This window comes from Caldicellulosiruptor acetigenus, assembly GCF_026914305.1.
Taxonomy (GTDB): domain Bacteria; phylum Bacillota; class Thermoanaerobacteria; order Caldicellulosiruptorales; family Caldicellulosiruptoraceae; genus Caldicellulosiruptor; species Caldicellulosiruptor acetigenus.
In genome coordinates this window covers 957,815-980,622 of record NZ_CP113866.1, presented here as the reverse complement: position 1 = coordinate 980,622, position 22,808 = coordinate 957,815, and the positions used below count along the sequence as shown (strand labels likewise).

The 22,808-nt window shown below is 37.6% G+C and carries 22 protein-coding genes; 1 reads left to right on the top strand and 21 read right to left on the bottom strand.

Going from position 1 to position 22,808, the window contains the following annotated elements; all coding sequences use genetic code 11:
* Positions 1-3: 3 nt before the first annotated feature.
* A complete protein-coding gene (locus OTK01_RS04640; protein WP_029227915.1) occupies positions 4-861 on the bottom strand; it encodes a M23 family metallopeptidase in 858 nt (285 codons plus the stop codon).
* A 151-nt stretch (positions 862-1,012) separates the two neighbouring features.
* On the opposite strand from OTK01_RS04640, the gene OTK01_RS04635 reads away from it, so the two are divergent.
* The gene (locus OTK01_RS04635) at positions 1,013-1,279 is read left to right on the top strand and encodes a hypothetical protein (RefSeq protein ID WP_029227916.1); all 267 of its coding nucleotides are present in this window, start codon (positions 1,013-1,015) and stop codon (positions 1,277-1,279) included.
* 43 nt (positions 1,280-1,322) lie between these two features.
* On the opposite strand, the gene OTK01_RS04630 is transcribed toward OTK01_RS04635, so the two are convergent.
* From OTK01_RS04630 to rpsB, 20 genes are all read right to left on the bottom strand, one after another.
* A complete protein-coding gene (locus OTK01_RS04630; protein ID WP_029227917.1) occupies positions 1,323-2,594 on the bottom strand; it encodes a PDZ domain-containing protein in 1,272 nt (423 codons plus the stop codon).
* A 17-nt stretch (positions 2,595-2,611) separates the two neighbouring features.
* Positions 2,612-3,805 carry a S41 family peptidase gene (locus tag OTK01_RS04625; RefSeq protein WP_029227918.1) on the bottom strand — a complete coding sequence of 398 codons (1,194 nt, stop codon included), beginning with the start codon at positions 3,803-3,805 and terminating at the stop codon, positions 2,612-2,614.
* Between the two features lie 15 nt (positions 3,806-3,820).
* Positions 3,821-4,960, bottom strand: a complete 1,140-nt coding sequence (locus OTK01_RS04620) for a murein hydrolase activator EnvC family protein (protein WP_029227919.1) — start codon at positions 4,958-4,960, stop codon at positions 3,821-3,823.
* A gap of 44 nt (positions 4,961-5,004) precedes the next feature.
* Complete coding sequence (ftsX, locus tag OTK01_RS04615; RefSeq protein WP_029227920.1) at positions 5,005-5,889, bottom strand: permease-like cell division protein FtsX; 885 nt, start codon at positions 5,887-5,889, stop codon at positions 5,005-5,007.
* The gene (gene ftsE, locus OTK01_RS04610; RefSeq protein ID WP_014042741.1) at positions 5,846-6,565 is read right to left on the bottom strand and encodes a cell division ATP-binding protein FtsE; all 720 of its coding nucleotides are present in this window, start codon (positions 6,563-6,565) and stop codon (positions 5,846-5,848) included. Before ftsE ends, ftsX begins: the two co-directional genes overlap by 44 nt.
* 19 nt (positions 6,566-6,584) lie before the next feature.
* Positions 6,585-7,679 (bottom strand): PucR family transcriptional regulator, encoded by a 1,095-nt coding sequence (locus OTK01_RS04605; protein ID WP_013290895.1) that lies wholly within the window; start codon positions 7,677-7,679, stop codon positions 6,585-6,587.
* A gap of 135 nt (positions 7,680-7,814) precedes the next feature.
* Entirely contained in the window at positions 7,815-8,927 is a 1,113-nt protein-coding gene (locus OTK01_RS04600) for an ABC transporter ATP-binding protein (protein WP_029227921.1), read from the bottom strand.
* A gap of 200 nt (positions 8,928-9,127) precedes the next feature.
* Entirely contained in the window at positions 9,128-9,400 is a 273-nt protein-coding gene (locus tag OTK01_RS04595; protein WP_029227922.1) for a GlsB/YeaQ/YmgE family stress response membrane protein, read from the bottom strand.
* A 61-nt stretch (positions 9,401-9,461) separates the two neighbouring features.
* Positions 9,462-10,097: a thiamine diphosphokinase gene (locus OTK01_RS04590; RefSeq protein ID WP_029227923.1), complete on the bottom strand. Its 636-nt coding sequence runs from the start codon at positions 10,095-10,097 to the stop codon at positions 9,462-9,464.
* Between the two features lie 30 nt (positions 10,098-10,127).
* Entirely contained in the window at positions 10,128-14,336 is a 4,209-nt protein-coding gene (locus OTK01_RS04585) for a PolC-type DNA polymerase III (RefSeq protein WP_029227924.1), read from the bottom strand.
* Entirely contained in the window at positions 14,333-15,001 is a 669-nt protein-coding gene (locus OTK01_RS04580; protein WP_013432207.1) for a glycosyltransferase family 2 protein, read from the bottom strand. Before OTK01_RS04580 ends, OTK01_RS04585 begins: the two co-directional genes overlap by 4 nt.
* Before the next feature lie 20 nt (positions 15,002-15,021).
* Complete coding sequence (ispG, locus tag OTK01_RS04575; RefSeq protein WP_013432206.1) at positions 15,022-16,068, bottom strand: flavodoxin-dependent (E)-4-hydroxy-3-methylbut-2-enyl-diphosphate synthase; 1,047 nt, start codon at positions 16,066-16,068, stop codon at positions 15,022-15,024.
* Complete coding sequence (locus OTK01_RS04570; protein ID WP_013432205.1) at positions 16,065-17,114, bottom strand: M50 family metallopeptidase; 1,050 nt, start codon at positions 17,112-17,114, stop codon at positions 16,065-16,067. The genes ispG and OTK01_RS04570 overlap by 4 nt, the downstream gene beginning before the upstream one ends.
* The gene (locus OTK01_RS04565) at positions 17,114-18,280 is read right to left on the bottom strand and encodes a 1-deoxy-D-xylulose-5-phosphate reductoisomerase (RefSeq protein WP_013432204.1); all 1,167 of its coding nucleotides are present in this window, start codon (positions 18,278-18,280) and stop codon (positions 17,114-17,116) included. Before OTK01_RS04565 ends, OTK01_RS04570 begins: the two co-directional genes overlap by 1 nt.
* A gap of 26 nt (positions 18,281-18,306) precedes the next feature.
* Positions 18,307-19,092, bottom strand: a complete 786-nt coding sequence (locus tag OTK01_RS04560) for a phosphatidate cytidylyltransferase (protein WP_029227925.1) — start codon at positions 19,090-19,092, stop codon at positions 18,307-18,309.
* A 19-nt stretch (positions 19,093-19,111) separates the two neighbouring features.
* Positions 19,112-19,858: an isoprenyl transferase gene (locus tag OTK01_RS04555; RefSeq protein ID WP_029227926.1), complete on the bottom strand. Its 747-nt coding sequence runs from the start codon at positions 19,856-19,858 to the stop codon at positions 19,112-19,114.
* Between the two features lie 85 nt (positions 19,859-19,943).
* On the bottom strand, positions 19,944-20,498 hold the full coding sequence (frr, locus tag OTK01_RS04550; protein ID WP_013290906.1) for a ribosome recycling factor: 555 nt from the start codon (positions 20,496-20,498) through the stop codon (positions 19,944-19,946).
* Position 20,499: 1 nt separating this feature from the next.
* Positions 20,500-21,219, bottom strand: a complete 720-nt coding sequence (gene pyrH / locus OTK01_RS04545) for a UMP kinase (RefSeq protein ID WP_014042748.1) — start codon at positions 21,217-21,219, stop codon at positions 20,500-20,502.
* A gap of 130 nt (positions 21,220-21,349) precedes the next feature.
* On the bottom strand, positions 21,350-21,964 hold the full coding sequence (tsf, locus tag OTK01_RS04540) for a translation elongation factor Ts (RefSeq protein WP_013402854.1): 615 nt from the start codon (positions 21,962-21,964) through the stop codon (positions 21,350-21,352).
* A 37-nt stretch (positions 21,965-22,001) separates the two neighbouring features.
* Positions 22,002-22,778, bottom strand: a complete 777-nt coding sequence (gene rpsB / locus OTK01_RS04535; protein WP_013432200.1) for a 30S ribosomal protein S2 — start codon at positions 22,776-22,778, stop codon at positions 22,002-22,004.
* Positions 22,779-22,808 lie beyond the last annotated feature (30 nt).

The following is a 22,808-nucleotide window of genomic DNA, read 5'->3' as shown; positions in this document are numbered from 1 at the left end:
TATTTAATTTGTTTGAGGTAAAAACTTCAGCGGGTTTTGATTCTCTCCATTGTAAAGTATCTCAAAGTGAAGATGCGGTGGGTCCATGTACTCTATGTTAGAACTTGTTCCAACCTCTCCTATTTTCTCTCCTTGCCTTACAATGTCTCCTATTTGAATATCCTTTAAGTCTTTGAGATTGTAGTACTTTGAGATATATCCATCTCCATGGTCAATCACAACATATTTCCCATAAAGAGGGTCTTCTCCCAAGTCAATAACTGTACCGTCAAAACAAGCTTTTACATCGCTACCATCCTGAGCTTCTATGTCAATTCCAGGGTGTTCTGTCCACTCATCAAGAGTTTTTGAATATACAAGCGACTGGTCAGAAAACTCTCTTATTACCTTCCCAATGGTAGGAAAAATTGGCTTGAAGTCAACAGGATTTATAACCTCAACATCATCCTGGCTGGTACCAGTTCCAATCTGGATGTTTGAATCCATCTTTTTGTTATCTTGTTTCTTAGACAAGGCAGTAGAGCTTTTATTTTTATTATTACTATTTTTAGAATTATTTCCCGACTGTGTAGAGCGGATAGTAGAATTTGTGATAGACTTAGAACTCTCTTTTTTCAAATTATCATGTTTTGCCACCTCTTTTGAATCAACCTGTGGCTGAGGTATCTCGGGGAATTTAACCTGGTTATTTAAAGATTGCTTGTTTTCTTGATTTTGTTCTACCTCGTATTTTGTAAAATCTGTTGTGGCAATGGTATAAACCGAAAATCCGATTACCAGCAAACATACAGCCACAATAATATAAAAACCTTTAGTGTCAAAAAAATCTAAAAGTTTTTCTTTCCAGTTTTTCTTTTCCACCTTCGCACCTCCTTCTATAAAAGTATTTTTGCCATCCATTGTTTTGGTTATACATAAATAGAAATTGATATCCATAAATTTTCTTTGAATATCTCTTTGGAGTTTGATATCATAACTTTACAAAACAAGATTTCAAAGAAGGTGCAGAGAAGTGGAAAGGGAAAAGGAAAAGAGCAAGAAAGGATTTTTCCAAAAAATTTCTACCTATTCAAAAAAAATCTTGCTTGTAATAAGCCTTATTTCCATTGTGATGGCACTGATAGGAATAAAGTTTTATATCCTGTCACTGCACTATGTATCAGACAAAGTAGACCTGAAAATGTTAGCTCAGGGATTTTTACAAAATTCTGTTTACATATTTATCGAAGGACTTGGTGCGGCAATCCTGGTGGACTTTCTTGCAAAAACAAAAAATTAAAGGGCAAAGACTCAATAGCTTCGCCCTTTAATTTTGCCAGGTTTCAACTTTTGTTGAACAAAAAATTTTTTACTCTTCTTGCAATATTTTTTATAAATATAAAGTATCCATCAGACTCAAGCTGATAATTAGCGCTTACATTTTTGGTAACAACAACAATTCCAAGATTTTTTATTCCATTCTCATAGTCCTGATAATATAGCTCTTTTATCTTTCCTTTTTTATCCACAGCTTTTACCCACAGGTAAATCTGAGCGTCAGTAAATATCCTCTCAATATCTTCTTCTTTCTGTACTTGAATACCATTTATAGAGACAATAGTATCTCCCGGTTTTATTCCCATCTTGGCTGCTACGCTATTTTCTTCGACATACAACACCTTTATTTTATTTTCCTCTGCTTCAAATATTGAATCTCCTTCTTTTTGTTTCTTTTGCTGATAGAGTATAATACTTTCATGAGCAATGGGGGCAAACAGAGCTGCCACCCACTTGAAAGCATAGACCTTGTATGAAAGTGCGCTTAAAATAAACAAAACAATGCTGAAAATGCTCAATATTCCGGCACTTTTTTTGCTTATCGCAGCTGGTTCATCTTCCACCGCTAAATCCCCGTATCCAAGTGCAGCAACAATAGGAGTCATAAGAAGCATGGCATTTGGCAAAAGATTCTGTGGCTTAAAAAGAGGCCACCATGAAGGCTCAAACAACTCAATTTTGACAATCTGCACTGTTGTCTGATAGTTGTATGCAATTATTACCATCGGTATAGCCCAGAACCTTTGCATAAGGTAAGCACCTGAGGTGGAAAAAATGCCTTCTTTTTTTCTTCTCTCAATCACAACAGGTATTGCGCCACGAAAACCGTCCAAGAAAATTAGAAGACTTTCAACAAAATGAAGTATTGCTACAATTACCAGTATCCCGGAGATATCAACAGCTGGTCTTTTGAAGATAAGAGATATCACCGAAATAATTCCCGCCGCATATGAAAAACAAAGATATCTTGGGTTTATAAGTGCAAGGATTAAAGCAATATACCAAAGATACATAAAACTATCCACATCCACTACTATTCCAAAAAACAAAGTGATTAAACTTACTATATAACCTCCTACAAGCCCTGCGATAGAAGACTCCACAACCTTATAAAGAAGGCTGACTCGGTTATGCCCGAGCACAGCCTGTTCAAATTCCTGTTCTCTTCTGTACAAAAAAGAAATCAAGATTACTACCACCCAGAAGTTCCAGCTAAAAAGAAGCCGAAATATACTAAGTCCTGTCAGTTCAAAAATCTGCCAGAAAAACTTTAACATCATATGCACCTCAAATTTCAAAACTTACTCTTTGAAATCTCACCCTTTAAAATCTCAATAGCTTTTTTCAGCTGTAAGTCTTTATTCATTGGAACATTCATTTTGTCCTGATACTCTTTTGGCTGAGCTATTTTAACGTCAGGCTCTATACCCTTTTTGTGAATATACGCTCCACTTGGCAAAAGATACTGGCTTTTCGTTATTTTTATTGCAGAACCATCTCCAAGGTCAAATACCTGCTGAACAACACCCTTGCCAAAAGTCTTCTCACCAACAATTTTTGCCCTCTTTTGGTCTTTTAAACACCCGGCTAATATTTCTGATGCTGACGCTGAATATTTGTTTGTAAGAACAACAAGCGGTGTTACTGTGTCCCCATTTTTGTATGATTTGAAATACTCTTTGTGATTGTATCTATCTTTAAGATACACTATAAGCTGACCTTTCTTGAGAAAATTACTTGCAACATCAACAACAGATTCTAAAAGTCCTCCAGGGTTAAACCTCAGGTCAATAATAAGTCCACGGCAGCCAGAGCTTTTGAGTTTATCATAGCTATTGTAAAAGTCCTGTGGGGTATTTTCATCAAAGTTGGTGATTTTGATATAACCTATATTGTTTTCCAAAATGGAAGAAGATACAGTCTTTATCTTTATTTCATCCCTGACAATCTTAAGGTCGATAGGCTTTGAACTGCCATTGCGCAAAATTGTAACTGTCACGCTCGTTCCTTTCGGACCTCTCATTAAACTTACTGCTTTATCAATATCTTTTGCAGTTAAATTTATCCCATTTACTCTTATAATCTTATCTCCAGGCTTTATTCCTGCCTTGTATGCGGGAGAACCTTCAAACGGTGTTACAACTTCGATATAATTTTCACCTGGTTCTATTATCACTCCTATTCCAAAATACGTGCCCTTACTCTGTATCATGAACTCATCAAATTCTTTTTTAGTAAAATACTCTGTGTACGGGTCATCAACACTTGCAGCAATCCCGTCTATTGCACCATCCACGATTTTCTGGTCATTTATATCCTTAGGCTCATAATAATACTTTTTCAAAAGCCATATGACCTTAGACACCTTGGGATTAGTCGCTAATTTGTTTGCATACATAGGACTTCCAAAATAGACATAAGTAGTCACAACATATGTGACAATTGCAGTAATTAGAACTATTGCAAAGGTTTGAAGTCTTTTTTTCATGCTCTTTTCAGCTCCTTACCTTAGGAAATTGAGCGGGTCAGTAACATCTCCGTTTATTCTAACCTCAAAATGAAGGTGCGGCCCCGTTGCATACCCCGTTGCACCAACATTGCCTATACTTTCGCCTTTTTTCACCTTCTGTCCCACCGATACGTTGATTGAAGAAAGATGAGCATACAGGGTTGAAATACCACTGCCGTTATCAATAATAACAGTTTTACCATAACCAGACACCCAGCCAGCTAAAATCACATCACCGTCTGCTGCCGCCAAAACACTTGCTCCATACGGTGCTGCAATGTCTATCCCTGTGTGCATTTTGTTCTTCTTCAAAATTGGATGAAATCTCATGCCAAAATATGATGTTATTTCATAATAACCGTTAAGTGGCCATAAAAGCTTGCCACCTCTGTATATTCGTTTTGTCTTCTGTCTTGCTAAAATCTCCTTTATTTTCTTTGAAAGCTCATTTGAAATCTCCTCTAAACTATCCAGCATCTTTTCCAATTTGTCCTGCTCTTTTTCAAGTTCTGATAAAAGCTTCTTCTTCTCATTTTGTTCTGTTAAAAGAGTGGCTGAATAGTTTTCAAGCTCCTTCTTTTCCCTGCTCAAATCTTCCTTCAGAAGAACAAGTTCTTCTTTCTTATTTTTAATTGTCTCAATGCTTTTCGTGTACTCATTTAGTATTTGCTTATCATATTCAATTATGTCGTTAAAAAGATACATTCTTGTAAAAAAATCTGAAAGATTTTGAGAGTCAAGTAGCATTTCAATATATGACACAGAGACAGTATTTAGCTCATAAATACATCTTATTCTCTCTTTGAACTTTTCATAATACATTTCTTTCCTTTTTTCTTCTTCTTTGAGCTCAGCCTCTGTTTGTAAAATCTTGTTTTCAACAGATGCAATGCTTGCCTTTAAGCTTCTTATCTTTCCTTCCACATCATCAATCTTCTTGTCAAGCTCATCTATTTGCGATAAAACTTGCTTTTGCTGTTTTTTAACCTCTACAATTTTTTGCTGTGTCTTTTGCTTGCTTTTTTCAATAGATTTGAGCTTGTTTTGATACTCTTTTAAGGTGCTTGATATAGCAGTTTCAAAGAAGATAACAAAAATAAGCAAAATAGAAAAAAATTTTAGTCTATTTTTCAAAGGTCAGACCCCCTCTTTTACAAAGGACAAAAGAGGCTTGATTTTTAAACTTTTAAGTATCTTCTTAGAGAAATTAAGCTTCCCAGTATGCCTACCATGCTTCCTGTGAGTATAAACACTCCTAATATTTTGTACTTGTAAATAGAAATGTTGACAAAATCAACAAAGGTAATGGTCTGGGAAAGATATCTTATTGCGTAGTGATAAAACAGCAAAACAATAGCATATGCCAAAATTGAACCTAAAATACCTATAATAAATCCTTCAACAACAAATGGCCCACTTATAAACCTGTTAGTTGCACCGATATATCTCATGATTGAAATTTCTCTGCGCCTTGCAAAGAGGGTTATCTTTATAGTATTGGCAATAATAAATATAGCAACTATGTAAAGCCCCAAAATCAAAAGTATGCAAAAAAGGTTTATAATCTTTAAAATCCTTCTCAGCTTGTCCACCGTCTCCGAAGGAAAATAGACCTGAGCAACTCCATCTAAAGCTTCTAACTCTTCTGCAAGCTTTTTGGTATACTCAATCTTTACAGGTTTTACTACAAAGTATCCCCGCAGAGGATTGTCTTTTTCAAGTCCTTCAAGCAAAAACGCATTTTTACCAAGCTTGTTTTTCAAATCTTGCAAAGCCATCTGTGGACTTATGTATTTATACTCTCGAACATCTACATTTTTCCTCAAATACTCCTCAATCACAACCGCTTTTTCTTCCTGACCCTTTTGAAGAATAACCCTTATATCAACCGTCTTTTCTATCTGCTGCGAAATATACTCAAGATTAATCCCAATTGCAATAAATATCCCCACCACAGTTAAGGCTGCCACCACTATAGAGATAGAAGCAGCAGCCATGGTCTTATTCAAAAAGATGTTTTTAAATCCATCTTTGCAGAAGTACTTGATTGTCTGAAGACTCATAGCTGTAAACTCCTCTATGCTGGTCTTTTACAATTCTGCCACAGTCAATCGCCACAACCCTTTTTCTCATACTATCAACAATCTCTTTGGCATGAGTGGCAACAAGCACAGTTGTTCCTCTTTTGTTAATATCTTCTAAAAGCCTCATTATCTCCCATGATGTGTCAGGGTCTAAGTTACCTGTTGGCTCATCAGCCACAAGCAAGTTGGGCTTATTTACAATTGCTCGCGCCAAGGCAACCCGCTGCTGTTCACCGCCTGAAAGCTCATGCGGGTAACATTTTGCCTTGTGCGCAAGCCCTACCAACGAAAGAACATAAGGAACCTGTCTTCTAATGATTTTTGCAGGTGTTCCTGTTATCTGCATAGCAAACTCCACATTTTCATATACTGTTTTATTGGGAAGAAGCCTAAAATCTTGAAATACTATTCCAATCTTCCTTCTGTAATAAGGTATCTCTTTTTTGGGAAGCTCATTAAGTTTGTACTCCCCAACAATAATCTCTCCTTCAGTCGGGTCAATCTCCTTTAAAAGAAGCTTTACAATTGTAGATTTTCCTGCCCCGCTTGAACCAACTAAAAATACAAATTCACCTTTTTCAATGGTCAAATTGATATTTGTGAGCGCAAGCACCCCGTTTGGATACCTTTTGCTCACATTTATAAACTTTACCATTTCTTTCACCTGCAATATCTTAAAATGTGATGTTGCCCTTTGTATACTCTAAATATTGATTTACAAGCATAGCCATCTTGAAGATAATAGCATCTTCAAACTTTCTGAGGTCAAGGCCAATCATTCTTTCAATCTTATCAAGTCTGTAAACCAAGGTGTTTCTGTGAATATAAAGCTGTCTTGCTGTCTCTGAGACGTTCAAGTTGCATTCAAAAAACATCTCAACAGTCTGTATGAGTTCGGGGTCAAAATCAGAAAGCTTTACATCCTTGAAAACTTCTTCCAAGAACATCTCACAAAGTTTTGTTGGCATCTGATATATAAGTCTTCCAAGGCCAAGCTTGTGATAGCTCACAATATACTTGTCCTTCTCAAAGATATAGCCTATTTTGAGCGCTGCTTCTGCCTCCTTATAAGACATCGAAAGTTCTTTTATGTCATCAACAACAGATCCAATTCCAATATACGCTTTGAGCAAAAGCTCTGAGTTGAGCGTGTCAAGTATAATCCTTGCAACCTTGTATGCATCCTCATCATTTGAACCTGGTTTTAGTTCTTTTATGAAAACCAGAATATTGTTGTCAAGCTGGATAATAAAATCTTTTGTGCTCTTTGGGAATATGCTTGTCAAAATCTCACCGATATTCACGTCTTTAATCTCTTTTGCATTTGGAATGTAGATGGCAAACACAACCCTTGTTGCACCTGTTGCAATGTGAAGTTCTCTTGCCTTTGTGTAAATCTCCCCTGGCAAGATGTTGTCATACAACAGATTTTTTATAAACAGCTTTTTATCATACGCAGATGCCGGCTCTTTTGCCTTCATCACAACAAGGTTCAGCATGTCCAAAAGCTTTTCAGCATGAGGTTCTGTGTTGTTTATATAAAGAACATAGGTGTCTGTCTGGCTTCTGTAAACCTTGTATGTGCGACCCTCAAATATCTCAAGGTCAGTATCTGTCTTTATCATGTCAATTGCAACTGTGTTGATTCTGTTTTGAGAAAGTGGATTTGAACTATAGATAACTCTACCATCAGCTTCAATATATCCAAATTCATCGTCGATGATGTCTTTTGCCTGCTCTAAAACATCAATAACCTTTTGTGTCATCATAACGCAATACCTCACCCTTTTCTCAATAGTATTTTATAACTCTATTATACTTTTTTTCTTTGAAGTTGTAAAAGGTTTTTGAAAACAAAAAGCCCCTGCCATCTTTTTTTCAATGGCAAGGGCTTAATTTTAACCTTAGTGAACAATAGCCTTCTCTGTTTCTTTGTCAAACAGATGAATTCTGTTGACGTCAAACGCAAGTTTAATTCTGTCACCACTTTTTGCCTTTGACCTTGGGTCAACTCTTGCAATGAGGTTAAGACCATCAACAACTACATAGAGAAGTGTTTCAGAACCAAGCATCTCAACAACATCAACATCTGCATCAATAACAGCATCTTGAGCTGTCTGGAGGAATATCTCTTCGTCGTGCAAATCCTCTGGTCTTATACCCATTATAACTTCCTTTCCAACATAGCCGAGCTCTTCAACTTTCTTTGCTTTTCCTTCTGGAAGTTTGATTGCGTTGTTTCCAAATACAACATAGATGTTCTTGTCTTTCTGTTCAATCCTTGATTCAATGAAGTTCATCTGTGGTGAACCAATGAATCCTGCAACAAACAGGTTTGCAGGTTGCTCATACAGAACCTGTGGTGTATCAACCTGCTGGATAAATCCATCTTTCATAACAACAATTCTTGTACCCATTGTCATAGCTTCTGTTTGGTCGTGTGTAACGTAGATAAATGTTGTTCCAAGTCTCTTGTGAAGTTTGGATAGCTCAGCTCTCATCTGGACTCTGAGTTTTGCGTCCAAGTTTGAAAGAGGCTCATCCATGAGGAATACCTTTGGTTCTCTGACAATAGCACGACCTAAAGCCACTCTCTGTCTCTGACCACCGGACAGAGCCTTTGGTTTTCTGTCAAGCAGATGCTCAATTCCCAAAATCTTAGCTGCTTCATGTACACGTCTTTTTATCTCATCTTTTGGAAACTTTCTGAGCTTGAGACCAAACGCCATGTTCTCAAAAACAGTCATGTGAGGATACAAAGCATAGTTCTGGAAAACCATCGCAATGTCTCTGTCCTTTGGCGGGACGTCGTTTACCAGCTTGTCCCCTATGTAGATTTCGCCTTCTGTTACCTCTTCAAGACCTGCTATCATTCTGAGGGTTGTGGTTTTTCCGCAACCAGATGGTCCTACCAAAACTATAAATTCCTTGTCCTCGATATCCAAGTTAAAGTCAGAAACAGCTGTAACACCACCTGGATATCTCTTATAAACACCTTTTAATCTTACACTTGCCATTAAGCTTTTACCTCCTACACAGTATTGTATATAAACTTGCAAAAAATCTTTTTCTAATATAGACTATACAATTATTTGCGATTAAAAACTATTGATTTTTTAAACAAACTTTTCAAAAACCTTTTAGATAACATGTCTAAACTATCTTACCAAAAACAAAGGCTGATAAGGAGTTGTACCTTATCAGCCAAATCTTACTACTACTGTTGTTTTGTTGCCTCTTCTGCACCTTTCCTGAACAGTCCCAGCACAAATATAAATATTGCCGCACCGAGGATGGTTGGAATAATAGGAATACCAGCAATGACAGGACCAAGTTTTCTGAAAAACGGAATATACGCTCCAATCCAAGACCCGACAAGTCCAGCAATCATAGCTCCAATAAACCCGCCTGGCATCTTGTACTTGGTCAGTGCATCGCCTATATACCCTGCAATTGCTGCAACAATCAGGGTCATTATAAACCCGAGCATAAGTTTTGACCCCCTTTTTTGAAGGAGCATCTACTCATTAGTATGATTACTTTTATCAAATTTAATCACTTGATAATATTACCAATAACACCCCATCTTTTACCTCAACAATTGCTTCATCTTCAATAATAACATTTGACACACCATAAGGGTTGCCAAACTCCATCACACCATCTTCCAAAGAATAATACAAACCCTTGGTACAAATACCTCTCACAGTTTGTGTGTATGGAAGTAAAGAGAGCAAATGTCCTTTTTTCCCATGGATTTTTATTTTGTTTCTTGTCATCATGATTATGTTATTTTCATCTACTATTGCACCCTTTATATTGCGCTCAAGCAGATAATACAAAAGACTTATGTTGGCAAGAACATGGTCAAGTCTTTGACCTGTACAAGAAAGCATTACAACCTCGTCAAACCCATTCTCAGCCAAATACTCAATGGCAATCTGTGTATCTGTTTTATCCTTTTCACAAGGAAATTCCATTATTTGTATGCCATTAATTTTGAAAAATTCCAAAACCTCTTTGTCTACAGAGTCAAAGTCGCCTATTATCAAGTTTGGCACAAAACCATATTTGTATGCTACGTTTGCTCCACCGTCACAGCAAATTATAAAATCAGCATCTTTTATATATTCATCGTAAAATGACTTGCTTGCAATCTTGCCGCTTGAGATTACAACACCTTTCATGTCTCTTGTTCCTTTCCTGGCAATAAAGTTTTAGAAAAAGCTTAGCTGACTTGTTTGAGGCAAGTCTTTTAACACTTTATACTGAGTCAAAATCTCTATAACCTGCTTGTTCAGCTTTGCACGTCTTATAAGGTCATCCACAGACAAAAACCTTCCTTCTTTCCGCGCCTCCACAATACTTTTTGCAGCTGCCACCCCAACATTTGGCAGAGCATTAAAGGGTATTAAAAGCCCTCCATCTTTTATGATGAACCTCTCTGCATCAGACTCGTTCAAATCAACAGGGTAAAACTTCAGACCCCGTGCTAACATCTCGTTTGCAATCTCAAGTACTGTCAGAAGGTTTTTGTCTTTCTGAGAAAGGCTGCTTATCCTGTTTTCTAAATCTCTTATTTTCTGCCTTATAGCATCTCTCCCCTTGAGGATTGTTGCATAATCAAAGTCGTCTGCTCTGACTGTAAAATATGTTGCATAGAAAGCTTCTTTGTAATGCACTTTAAAATAAGCAATCCTGAACGCCATCATTACATACGCTGCAGCATGTGCTTTTGGAAACATGTACGTTATCTTTTTGCAGCTCTCTATATACCAATCTGGAACATTGTGTTCTCTTAGAAGCTGCTCATCCTCCGGCTTTAATCCTTTACCTTTTCTGACATCTTCCATGATTCTGAAACTGTCTTTTGGTGGAACACCCTTTTGAATTAAATATAACATAATATCGTCTCTTGTAGAAATTACCTCTTTGAGCGTTGCAATTCCATTTCTTACTAAATCCTGAGCATTGTTTGTCCACACATTTGTACCGTGCGAAAGTCCAGAAATTCGCACAAGTTCAGCAAACGTCTTTGGCTTTGTCTCAATTAGCATCTGTCTTACAAACCTTGTCCCGAATTCTGGTATACCGAAGGTTCCCACTTCACAATCTATGTCCTCCGGAGAAATTCCAAGAGCTTCTGTGCTTGTAAAAATTGACATAGTAGCCTTGTCGTCAAGCGGTATTGAACGCGGGTCAACCCCTGTCAAGTCCTGGAGCATTCTTATGACAGTCGGGTCGTCGTGTCCAAGAATATCAAGTTTTAAAAGCCTTCCTGAGATAGCATGATAATCAAAGTGTGTTGTGATAACACTTTTGTCCCCGCTATCTGCCGGATGCTGGATTGGTGTAAAATCAAATATCTCTTTGTCTCTTGGGACAATCATAAGCCCCCCAGGGTGCTGGCCTGTTGTTCTTTTTACTCCTGTGCAGCCCTGAGAAAGCCTCAAAATCTCTGCAGGATGAAGATTCAAACCTTTTTCCTCAGCATATTTTGTCACAAACCCGTGCGCAGTCTTTTCAGCAACTGTTGAGATTGTACCTGCTCTGAAAACATAACCTTGTCCAAACAGCTCCTCTGTAAACTTGTGTGCAATTGGCTGATAATCACCAGAAAAGTTAAGGTCAATATCAGGTTCTTTATCCCCATCAAATCCCAAGAAGGTCTCAAACGGTATGTCGTGCCCATCTTTTTTAAGTTTTTTTCCGCAGCGTGGACAGTTTTTGTCTTCTAAGTCATAACCACATCCAACAGAACCATCTGTTACAAACTCAGAATACTTGCAGTTTGGACAAACGTAATGCGGCGGCAGTGGATTTACCTCTGTTATCCCACACATTGTTGCAACAAGAGAAGAACCAACAGATCCTCGCGAACCAACAAGATAGCCGTCTGACAAAGATTTAGATACAAGTTTTTGGGCAATCAAATACATCACTGCAAAACCATTTTTAATAATCGAATTTAATTCCTTTTCAAGCCGTGCTTTTACAATTTCCGGAAGAGGGTCTCCATATATTTCGTGAGCTTTCTTCATTGTCATGTTGTATATTTCTTCCTCAGCACCATCAATCTTGGGCGGGAAAGTCTCATCGGGTATTGGTTTTACATCTTCTATCATGTCGGCAATCTTGTTGGTATTTTCTACAACAACTTCATAACAAGCGTCCTTACCCAGATACTCAAATTCTTTGAGCATTTCATCTGTTGTCCTGAAATAAAGCTGTGGGTCATTCTCAACATCATTGTAACCCTGGTTGTGTTTCAAAATCTGGCGCAAAACCTTTTGGTGTGGATGGCAATAGTGAGCATCTGATGTTGCAACAACAAGCTTTCCAAGCTTTTTGCCAAGCTGGTAAATCTTTTTGTTTATCTCTCTTAGGCTTTCTTCATCTTTTAGGTATCCTTCTCTAATCAAAAAAGAATTATTCTCAACCGGCATTATCTCAAGGAAATCATAAAATGCTGCTATCTTTTCTATCTCTTCCTCACTTTTTCCTTCCAAAAAGGCCCTGAAAATTTCACCAGACTCACAAGCACTTCCAATCAAAAGTCCATCTTTTAACTGTATCAAAAGACTTTTGGGTATCCTTGGCCTTTTGTAGAAGTATTCTAAATGAGAGTATGACACCAGCTTATATAGGTTTTTCAACCCCTGCTGGTTCTTTACAAGTATGGTTGCATGATAACTATGAGATTTGAGGTCTGCCTTTGCGTTTGACTCAATTGAATTAAGTTCTTTTAACCATTTGTACCCTCTTGCTTTTAATCTTTCTAAAAGGGAAATAAAGATACCAGCTGTTGTTTCAGCGTCAGAATCAGCTCTGTGATGATGCCTCAACTCTACATTTAAAAACTCTGCAACTTTGTTTAACTTATGAGAAGACAGATCTGTCAAAAGCCTTCTTGAAAGTTCCAGCGTATCGATATATGTATAGTCGAATATAATTCCACATTCTTGATACGCCTTTTTCAAAAATCCAATGTCAAACTGCGCATTGTGCGCAACAAGAACGCTGCCACTTGCAAACCTTTCAAATTCCAAAATAGCATCAATGAGTTTGGGTGCCTTGTCAACCATGTCCTGGTAGATGCCTGTTAGCTCTGATATCCTCACAGGGATTTTGCCTTCAGGGTCAACAAATGTAGAAAATCTATCTGTAATTTGACCGTTTTCTATCTTCACAGCGCCAATTTCTATTATTCTATCTCTTTGACTGTCAAACCCCGTTGTTTCAATATCAACAACCACAAAGGTAGAGTCAAATCCTTGCCCCTCCTTAGGATTGTAAACAACTGGCACGCCATCATCAATAAGATAGCATTCCATCCCATAAATAACTTTGATATTACAGCTTTTGCTGGCCTCCTGTGCTTCCGGAAACGCCTGGACAACTCCATGGTCTGTTATCGCAACTGCTCTGTGCCCCATTGAAGCTGCCAACTTTATTAATTCTTCTGCAGAGCACACAGCATCCATTGCAGACATTTTGGTGTGAGCGTGAAGTTCAACTCTTTTACTGCTGCTTGTATCAAGCCGCTCAGGTTTTTGACTTTTGTTTATGTTTTTAGCATTTATCACAACAGCTTTTTCAAAATCGTCAAACTCTACCCTGCCTTCGACCTTAACATAATCTCCCACAGAAATTGAAGTAGGAATTTTATCTTTCTTGGCAACAATCTTTACAAAGGTTGAATTTAAATAGTCTGTGATGTAAAGCTTGTATATGAGCACATTCTGGTTTTTAGTCTCTTTTATCTCAAGGTTAAAAATCTCACCTTCAATCACGCAATCAGTACCAACTTTGACAAGAGAAATAGGAGTTACCTCTTTCTTTTCATCTATCTTTTTTCCAAAAATAATGGTCGGGTCTGTCTCAACCTCACTCTTTTCACTTGTAATTTTTTCAGCTTCTTCTTTCTTTTCCTCGCTAAGCCTTAGATATTTTTCTACTTCCTCGTCTGTGTCAAACTGGATAAAAAAGTCTTTAATCTTAAAATCCACGTCGCAAACTATTCCGAACTCTTCAGACAGTATTTGCTTTATAAGCACATCTACTCTTCTTTCAAAAAGAATATCTCTGATACCATTTGGAACCAAAAAATCTAAGCCGTTTGAACTTTGCACAATCTCGCATTCTCTCAAAAAATGGCTAAGACCATTACACCTTTTTGAAATTTTATAAAACAAAAACCATCTATATTTTTTCAAAAGTTCGTCCAACGTCAGGTTTTTGCTTTTGAAAAGTTTTATCTCAACATCTTTGCAACTTTCTAAAAGAGACTTGAATCTTTGCTCAATTCCAATGAGGTCAATATCTTTAAGGTTATCAAGGCTCTCAACATAAACCTTAAGACCCATACTTGATTTGTCAAACTCAATCTTGACAGGCTTTGCAGGCAAAAATGCAACCTCACTCATTGCCCATCCCTACTTTTTTTGAGATTGACATAACCTTTTATTATATCTGAATACATCTTCATCCGGTGCTGAGCACCTTTTATAAACCCAAGCTTCTCTTCCTTCATCACATGCGAAACCTTTGGCAGTGGTACTGTCAAGACTCTTAAGTTAAATTTTTTGGCATACTCTGTGAGAATAATCTCTATTGCATACCCCAAGTTTTTTATATCCTCGCGCGACTCTAAAATTTTTTCAAAAACCCATCTTTTTATTCCTCTCTGGCCTGACAAAAAAGGCGAAATCTTCTGGGCAAGGTCAGTGGAAAACCTACCATCAGAAAAAATTCCCACTGTCATGTCAGCCTTGTTCTCAATCAAAGGTCTAATTAAATTTTCAACATCTTCAACCTTGAGATTTACAAGGTCTGCATCAAGCATCAATATTATATCGCCTTGTGTATTCTCAACACCGTAAAATATAGCATAGCTCTTTCCCATGTTTTTTTCAAGTCTTAAAACTCTCACACCATTTTTTTCTGCTACTTCAGCTGTTTTGTCTACAGATCCATCGTCAATTACAAAAATCTCATCTACAAGCTCACACTTTTTTACAACATCAAGCACAGCACCTATTCTCTTTTCCTCATTGTAGGCAGGAATAAGACAAACCACCTTCTTACACATATTTTCACCTCATCGAAAAATTAAGAAAGAGAAAGAATCTCCTTTACAAGCTCATCAACAATCTCATTCTCTTTTACCTTTCTTATAATTTTGCCCTTTTTGAACAAAAGACCCTCGCCAATCCCGCATGCAACACCCACATCAGCCTCTTTTGCCTCACCAGGTCCGTTTACTGCACAGCCCATTATTGCAACCGTAATGTCCAAGTCCAAATTCTGTATCCTATTTTCAACCTCATTTGCAATCCTTAAAAGGTCAACATTACACCTTGCACACGTAGGACATGATACTATCTTCACACCTTTTCTGAGCTTTAAACTCTTCAAAATCTCTTTTGCAACAATAACCTCTTTTTCTGGGCTATCTGTGAGAGAAACCCTTATGGTATCACCAATTCCCCTCAAGAGAAGATAGCCAATTGCAATGCTCGATTTAACAGTACCTGCAACAAAAGTACCTGCTTCGGTAAGACCAACATGAAGAGGATAGCTGAGCTTTTGAGATAGTATTTCATAGCTCTTAATTGTAGTTAAAACATCTGAAGATTTGACAGACACAACAATATTGTCAAATTCAAACCTTTCAAGAAGTCTTACCTGATAAATGGCAGCTTCAACAATGGCATCTGGTACAGGAGATTTGTATTTTTGCAAAATATCTTTGGGAAGCGAACCCGAATTTGCCCCAACTCTGATGGCAATTCCATATCTTTTGGCCTCTTTTGCTATTTCCTGGACTTTTCTTTCATCACCAATGTTTCCAGGATTTATTCTAATCTTGTCAGCGCCATTGTATATAGCTTCAAGCGCAAGTTTGTGGTCAAAATGAATGTCAGCAACAAGTGGAATGTGTATTCTTGACTTTATTTTACTTATAGCCTTAGCACTATCTAAATCAGGAACAGCAACTCTTATGATGTCGCATCCCAAACTCTCAAGTCTCAGTATCTGCTCAACTGTAGCCTCAATATCCTTTGTCTTTGTATTTGTCATTGACTGAATTCTAATTGGCTCACCGCCACCAATATAAAAATTGCCTATTTTAATCTTTTTTGTCAATAATTTCACCTTCCAGGCATTATAATGTTCTTTATATCATTAAAAGTGACAATCACCAGCAAAAATAGAAGAAGTACAAAACCAATTGTGTGAATGAGTGCTTCTTTTTCTCTATTAAAAGGCTTTCTTGCCACAGCTTCGTATAGATAAAATACAAGTCTACTTCCATCTAAAGCAGGAAATGGAATAAGATTTATAACACCTAAGTTTACTGAAATCAGCTGCATGAGCCAAAGTACGTTCAAAAGACCGCTGAGTACGCTCTGCTTAAATCCGGCATTTGCAGCCTCTCCAATTGTCTTTACCATACCAACAGGTCCCATAATCTCAGAACCAGAAACTTTTCCTGTTATCATTAGAACCACACTGTATATGGTCTCTTTTATCTCTGCATATGTTCCAAATATTCCATAATAGATGCTATCAAACAAGTTTTTGCGTGATATCTTTGAAGCAACACCTATTCGCTTTGTTTTTGTGTTCGGGTCATACTTAGGCATTACCCTGAAAATATATTCTTTGCCATCTCTTAAAACCTTTATCTCCACTTCTCTGTCTTTGTAGAGCATATTGTGAACGGCCAAATAAAAGCTTACCTGGTCCCAGACATAAACTCTATTTTTGTCAAGCGCTACAATCCTGTCACCACTTCTTATCCCAGCCTCATATGCAGGCATGTTTGGTTCTACTTTGCTAATGGTGTTGGTCCCAAAACCAATAAAATAACCAATCCCCATCATGATTATTATGGCCAGGACAAAGTTCATAACAGGTCCCATCAAAACCATCAAAATTCTTTTGTAAACCTTTGCGTTATTGAGTGCTCGTGGATGGTCAACTTCCTGGTCTTCACCAAGAGGCTTTACATACCCTCCTATCAAAAATGCCCTCACAGAATACTCTGTCTCTTTCCCTTTGATGCTAAAGAGTTTGGGACCAAAACCAATGGCAAATTCTTCAACCAGGACACCTGATAGTTTGCATACAATGAAATGTCCAAACTCATGAACAAGTATCACTATTGTTAGCACAATTAATGCAAGTATAAGATTCATTAGCTTTTCTCACCTTCCACAAGATTTTTAAACCTTCTTCTTGCCTCTGCGTCAATTACCAAGATGTCTTCAACTGTCTCAATTTTTTGCAACCTGTGACCTTCAATAATTTTAGCTACATACTTCATAATATCAACAAAGCCAATTTTCCCTTCCAAGAAATATTTTACAGCCTCTTCATTAGCAGCATTGAGCACAATCGGGTAACTTTCTCCTTCTTTTGCACAATCATATGCAATTTTGAGCAAAAAAAATGTATCAAAATCAGGCTCTTCAAATGTAAGATTTTTTACTTTTGCAAGGTCAAGTGGCGCAGCTACTGCTTTGCCTCTTTCTGGAAAAGTAAGTGCATATTCAATCGGAAGACGCATATCCGGGTAAGATAGCTGTGCTTTTACAGACCCATCAACAAATTCAACCATCGAATGAACAATACTCTGTGGATGTATCAATACTTCTATATCATCACAACCTTTATCAAAGAAAAACATAGCTTCTATCACTTCAAACCCTTTGTTTATAAGGGTGGCTGAGTCAACTGTGATTTTCTTGCCCATGTTCCATGTAGGATGCATCAGCACATCTTCTAATTTAACACTCTGCAGTTCTTCGAATTTTTTTCCTCTAAAAGGTCCACCCGATGCAGTGAGAATTATCTTCTTTACATTTTTTTTGTCTTCACCTACAAGGCACTGGAAAATAGCACTGTGTTCTGAGTCAACAGGAATAAGAATTGGAAGAGAATCTTTTTCTTGTTTCTGGGAAATAATCCTTTTTATAATCTTTCCACCTGTCACAAGGGTCTCTTTGTTGGCAAGAGCAACCCTTTTCCCTGCCAAAATAGCCTCAACTGTTGGCACCAAACCAGATATACCAACAAGGGCATTTACTATTAAATCTGCATGTGGATATGTCGCAATATTAATCAGACCTTGCTGCCCTGTTACAACTATCTTATCAGGAAAATTTTCTTTTAATAGAGGATAATATTTTTCATCTACTATACATAAAATGTCCGGACTAAGCTCTCTTGCTTGCTTAATCAAAAGATCCACATTTTTGTGCGCTGAAAGCCCAACAACTTTAATCCCAAGCTTTTTGGCAACATCTATTGTCTGAACACCTATGGACCCGGTTGACCCTAAGATGCAAATCTTTTTTGTCATATACTTCGCTCCTTTAAATGCAATTATTAAAATAATCCAAATTTTGCAAGAAAATAGATTATTGGTGTAACCATAATTAAACTGTCGAACCTGTCAAGCACACCGCCGTGACCTGGCAAAATAGATCCAAAATCCTTTTTCTGCTGCTGTCTTTTTAGCATTGAAGCAAACAAATCGCCTGTGTGTGCAATTATAGATAGTATCATACCTTCTGCAGTGCTAAGCAGCAGGGTTGACAAATCAAAATTTTTGACCGAAAGTCCAAACTGGTAAAACCAGACAGCAACCATACCCCCAATCATTGCCCCCAAAAAACCTTCCAAACTCTTTTTAGGACTTATATTACTCCATATTCTTCTTTTGCCAAAAGCAAGACCAGTAAAATACGCAAAAGTGTCTGAAAGCCAGCACACAATGTAAGGGACCCATATTAGCTTTTTCCCATTTTCAAATCCTCTAAGTAACACTAAAAATAAAATGGGAAAAACTATGTAAATAAAAGAAAATAGCACATAAACTATACTCTGTGAAGCTATCCTGTTTTTAAAGCTTTCTATGAGGGCAAGTAGAAAAAGAAGCACAAATAAAAACAATATTTTATTGTTAATACTATAATTGCTAAAAATAACAAAGAAACTCAATGCTATACTCAAATACAGCATATATCTTTCTATTCTAAACAAATTGAAAAATTCATACAAAGCAACTGCTGCAACAAGAGCACCAAAAATCTTCAGCCAAATACCACCAAGAAAGTTTGCTAAAGCTACCAACGCTATTCCCCAGATAGCAGTGATTATCCTCTGTTTCATCCTATTTCCTCCAAAAAAGCTATTTAACACCGCCAAATCTTCTTTCTCTCTTTTGATAGTCTTCGATAGCTTTTAAAAGGTGCTCCTTTTTGAAGTCTGGCCACAGGACATTTGAAAACCAAAATTCTGTATATGATATCTGCCACAAAAGAAAGTTTGAAACCCTCATCTCCCCGCTTGGTCTTATCAAAAGGTCAGGATCAGGGATATCCCTTGTGTAAAGGTATTTTTTAAAGAGGTTCTCATCAACATCTTCGATATCAATTTTACCACTCTTTATGTCCAAAGCCAAATTTTTTACCGCATTTATTATCTCCTGTCTTGCACCATAATTCAAAGCTATAACAACACAAAGCCCTCTTTTGTCTTTTGTTCTTTCTTCAGCACTTACAATTCTCTCTTGAATATCTTCATCAAGCTTTGAAATATCCCCTATAACCCTGATTCTTATCTGGGTCTTGTTTATGAGGTTTTCTATCTCTGTATCAAAAAACTCTCTCAAAAGGTTCATAAGATTGTCAACTTCCTCTTTAGGTCTTTTCCAGTTTTCAGTTGAAAAAGCGTAAACTGTAAGGTACTTTAATCCTATTTCATCAGCAAAAAGCACTATCTCTTTTAGCTTCTGCGCACCAAACCTGTGCCCCGCCGAACGCGGAAGACCTCTCTTTCTTGCCCATCTGCCATTTCCATCCATAATGATTGCAATGTGCTGTGGCATCTTTTCCTTGTCTATTTTTATTTTTTTTCTTTTCAAAAATTCAAACATCTGCCTTCATGCTCCTTTTTATCGATTAAAAAAATAACGGGGTTGCAACCCCCGCCAAAACCTGAACTTCTGCAACTGGAAAATCTTATACCTCCATAATCTCCTTTTCCTTTGCGCTCAAAAGTTTCTCAATCTGTTCTATGTATTTGTCGTGAAGCTTCTGGACATCCTCCTCGGCGTCTTTGAGGTCATCTTCTGTAATCTCATTGTTCTTTTTCATTTTTTTGTATTCATCAAGCGCCTCTCTTCTTATGTTTCTAATTGCCACCTTTGCATCTTCAGCCATCTTTTTGACTTGTTTTACAAGCTCTTTTCTTCTTTCTTCTGTGAGTTCAGGGAAAATAAGTCTTATAACCTTTCCATCATTTGTTGGGTTTACTCCAAGGTCAGATTTTTGAATGGCTTTTTCAATCTCTTTGAGCATCCTTGCTTCCCATGGCTGGATAACAATCATTCTCGCTTCGGGAACGGTTATGCTTGCAACCTGGGGAATGGGAGTTGGAACGCCATAATAGTCAACCATCACCTTGTCCAGAATATGAGGATTTGCTCTTCCTGCTCTGACCGTTGCAAACTCCTCTTTCAAAGTCTCAATTGCCTTTTTCATCTTCTCCTCTGCAACCTGAATAGGCTCTGCCATTTTACTTTGCCTCCTTTACATTTACAATTGTTCCTATGTTCTCGCCCATAACAGCCTTGAGAATATTTCCTTTTGCAAGTTCAAACACCACAATAGGAATTTCATTGTCCATGCACATAGATGTTGCTGTTGAGTCCATAACCTCAAGCCGCTGATTGATGACATCTAAGTAAGTGATAAAGTCATACTTTTTAGCATTTGGATTTTTCTTCGGGTCACTGTCATAGACACCGTCTACTTTTTTTGCAAGTAGTATTGCCTCTGCGTCAATCTCAGCAGCACGCAAAGCTGCTGCAGTGTCTGTTGAGAAGAAAGGATTGCCTGTGCCACATGCGAAAATCACAACCCTGCCCTTTTCCAAGTGGCGAATTGCTCGTCGCCGGATGTACGGTTCTGCAATCTGTCTCATCTCGATTGCGCTCTGCACTCTTGTCGGAATACCTCTTTTTTCAAGAATGCTCTGAAGTGCAAGTGAATTAATAACAGTTGCAAGCATTCCCATATAGTCGGCTGTTGCCCTGTCTATGTGCTCAGCACTTCTTCCTCTGAAGAAGTTGCCGCCACCAACCACAATAGCAACTTCCACTCCAAGCTCCCTTACCTTTTCAATCTCTTCACAGATGGTTTCAACAACCTGCCAGTCAATTCCAAAACCCTTTTCACCACCCAAAGCTTCACCACTTAATTTTAATATTACCCTTTTGTACTTTGGCTTAACCATTTTTATCTTCTCCTTCTTTACGATAATATTTTACAAACAAAGATGCCCGCATATCAAGAGTTTTTGCTCAAAAAAAGGGAACACCACTTTCAATAAAATAGTGTTCCCTTCCACTGCCATATTTAAAATCTTAGCAGGAAGCAGCCTTTTCAATTCCTTCTCCTCTTTCAAACCTTGCAAATCTTCTTATAACAATATTTTCTCCAATCTTTGCAATCTTTTCTGTAAGCAAATCCTTTATTTTCATGTCAGGGTTTTTAATCCAAGGCTGCTCAAGCAAGCAAACCTCTTCAAAGAACTTTTCAAGCCTACCCTCAACAATTCTATCAACAACATTTTCTGGTTTTCCTTCATTCAAAGCCTGCTGTCTTAAAATTGCCTTTTCTTTTTCAATTACATCAAGGGGAACCTCTTCTCTTGAAACATACTTTGGATTTGCTGCTGCAATCTGCATAGCAATGTCCTTTGCAAATTGTCTAAACTCCTCATTTCTTGCAACAAAGTCTGTCTCGCAATTTATCTCTACCAAAACACCAATTCTGCCATTTCCATGGATATAGCTTTCAACAATACCTTCTGCTGCAACACGTGAAGCCTTCTTTGCAGCCTTTGCAAGACCTCTTTCTCTCAAAAGCTCTATTGCCTTGTCCATATCGCCGCCGGCATCTTCTAAAGCCTTTTTGCAGTCCATCATACCAGCACCTGTTTTTTCTCTGAGCTCCTTCACCATCTCAGCAGTAATCATGAAAAATCCCTCCTACAATTGTTTGATAAAAAACATATTATTCTTCATCTATACCATCATCAACTGTTATTTCCGCCTGTTCAATCTCTTTGTCAGCTTCTTGAGATGAAGTTGTAGCAGGTGTAAACTGTTCACCTTCTCTTCCCTCAATCACAGCATCTGCAATTTTAGATGTGATGAGCTTTACAGCACGGATTGCATCATCATTTCCAGGAATTACATAGTCAATTTCGTCAGGGTCGCAGTTTGTATCAACAATCGCAACTATCGGAATCCCAAGCTTTCTTGCCTCAAGCACAGCATTTCTTTCCTTTCTTGGGTCAACAATGTACAGAATGTCGGGAATGCGTGGCATATTCTGAATACCACCAAGATACTTCAAAAGCCTTTCTTTTTCTTTCCTCAAGAGATTTACTTCTTTCTTTGGCAGAACATCAAATGTGCCGTCTTCTTCCATTCGCTGTAGCTCTTTTAACCTCTCAATTCTTGTCTTGATTGTTCTGAAGTTTGTCAAAAGTCCACCAAGCCATCGCTGATTGATATAAAACATTCCGCATCTTTCTGCTTCTTCTTTGATTGTCTCTTGAGCTTGTTTTTTTGTCCCAACAAAGAGCACAATCTTACCTTCTGCTACCTGAGACTTTACAAACTCATAAGCCTCGTCCATTTTCTTTACTGTCTTTTGAAGGTCAATAATATAAATACCATTTCTCTCAGTAAAGATGTACTCAGCCATCTTGGGATTCCATCTGCGTGTCTGGTGACCAAAATGCACACCTGCTTCAAGAAGCTGTTTCATTGTTAAAACTGGCATTTGTCTTACCTCCCTCAATTCGGTTTTTCT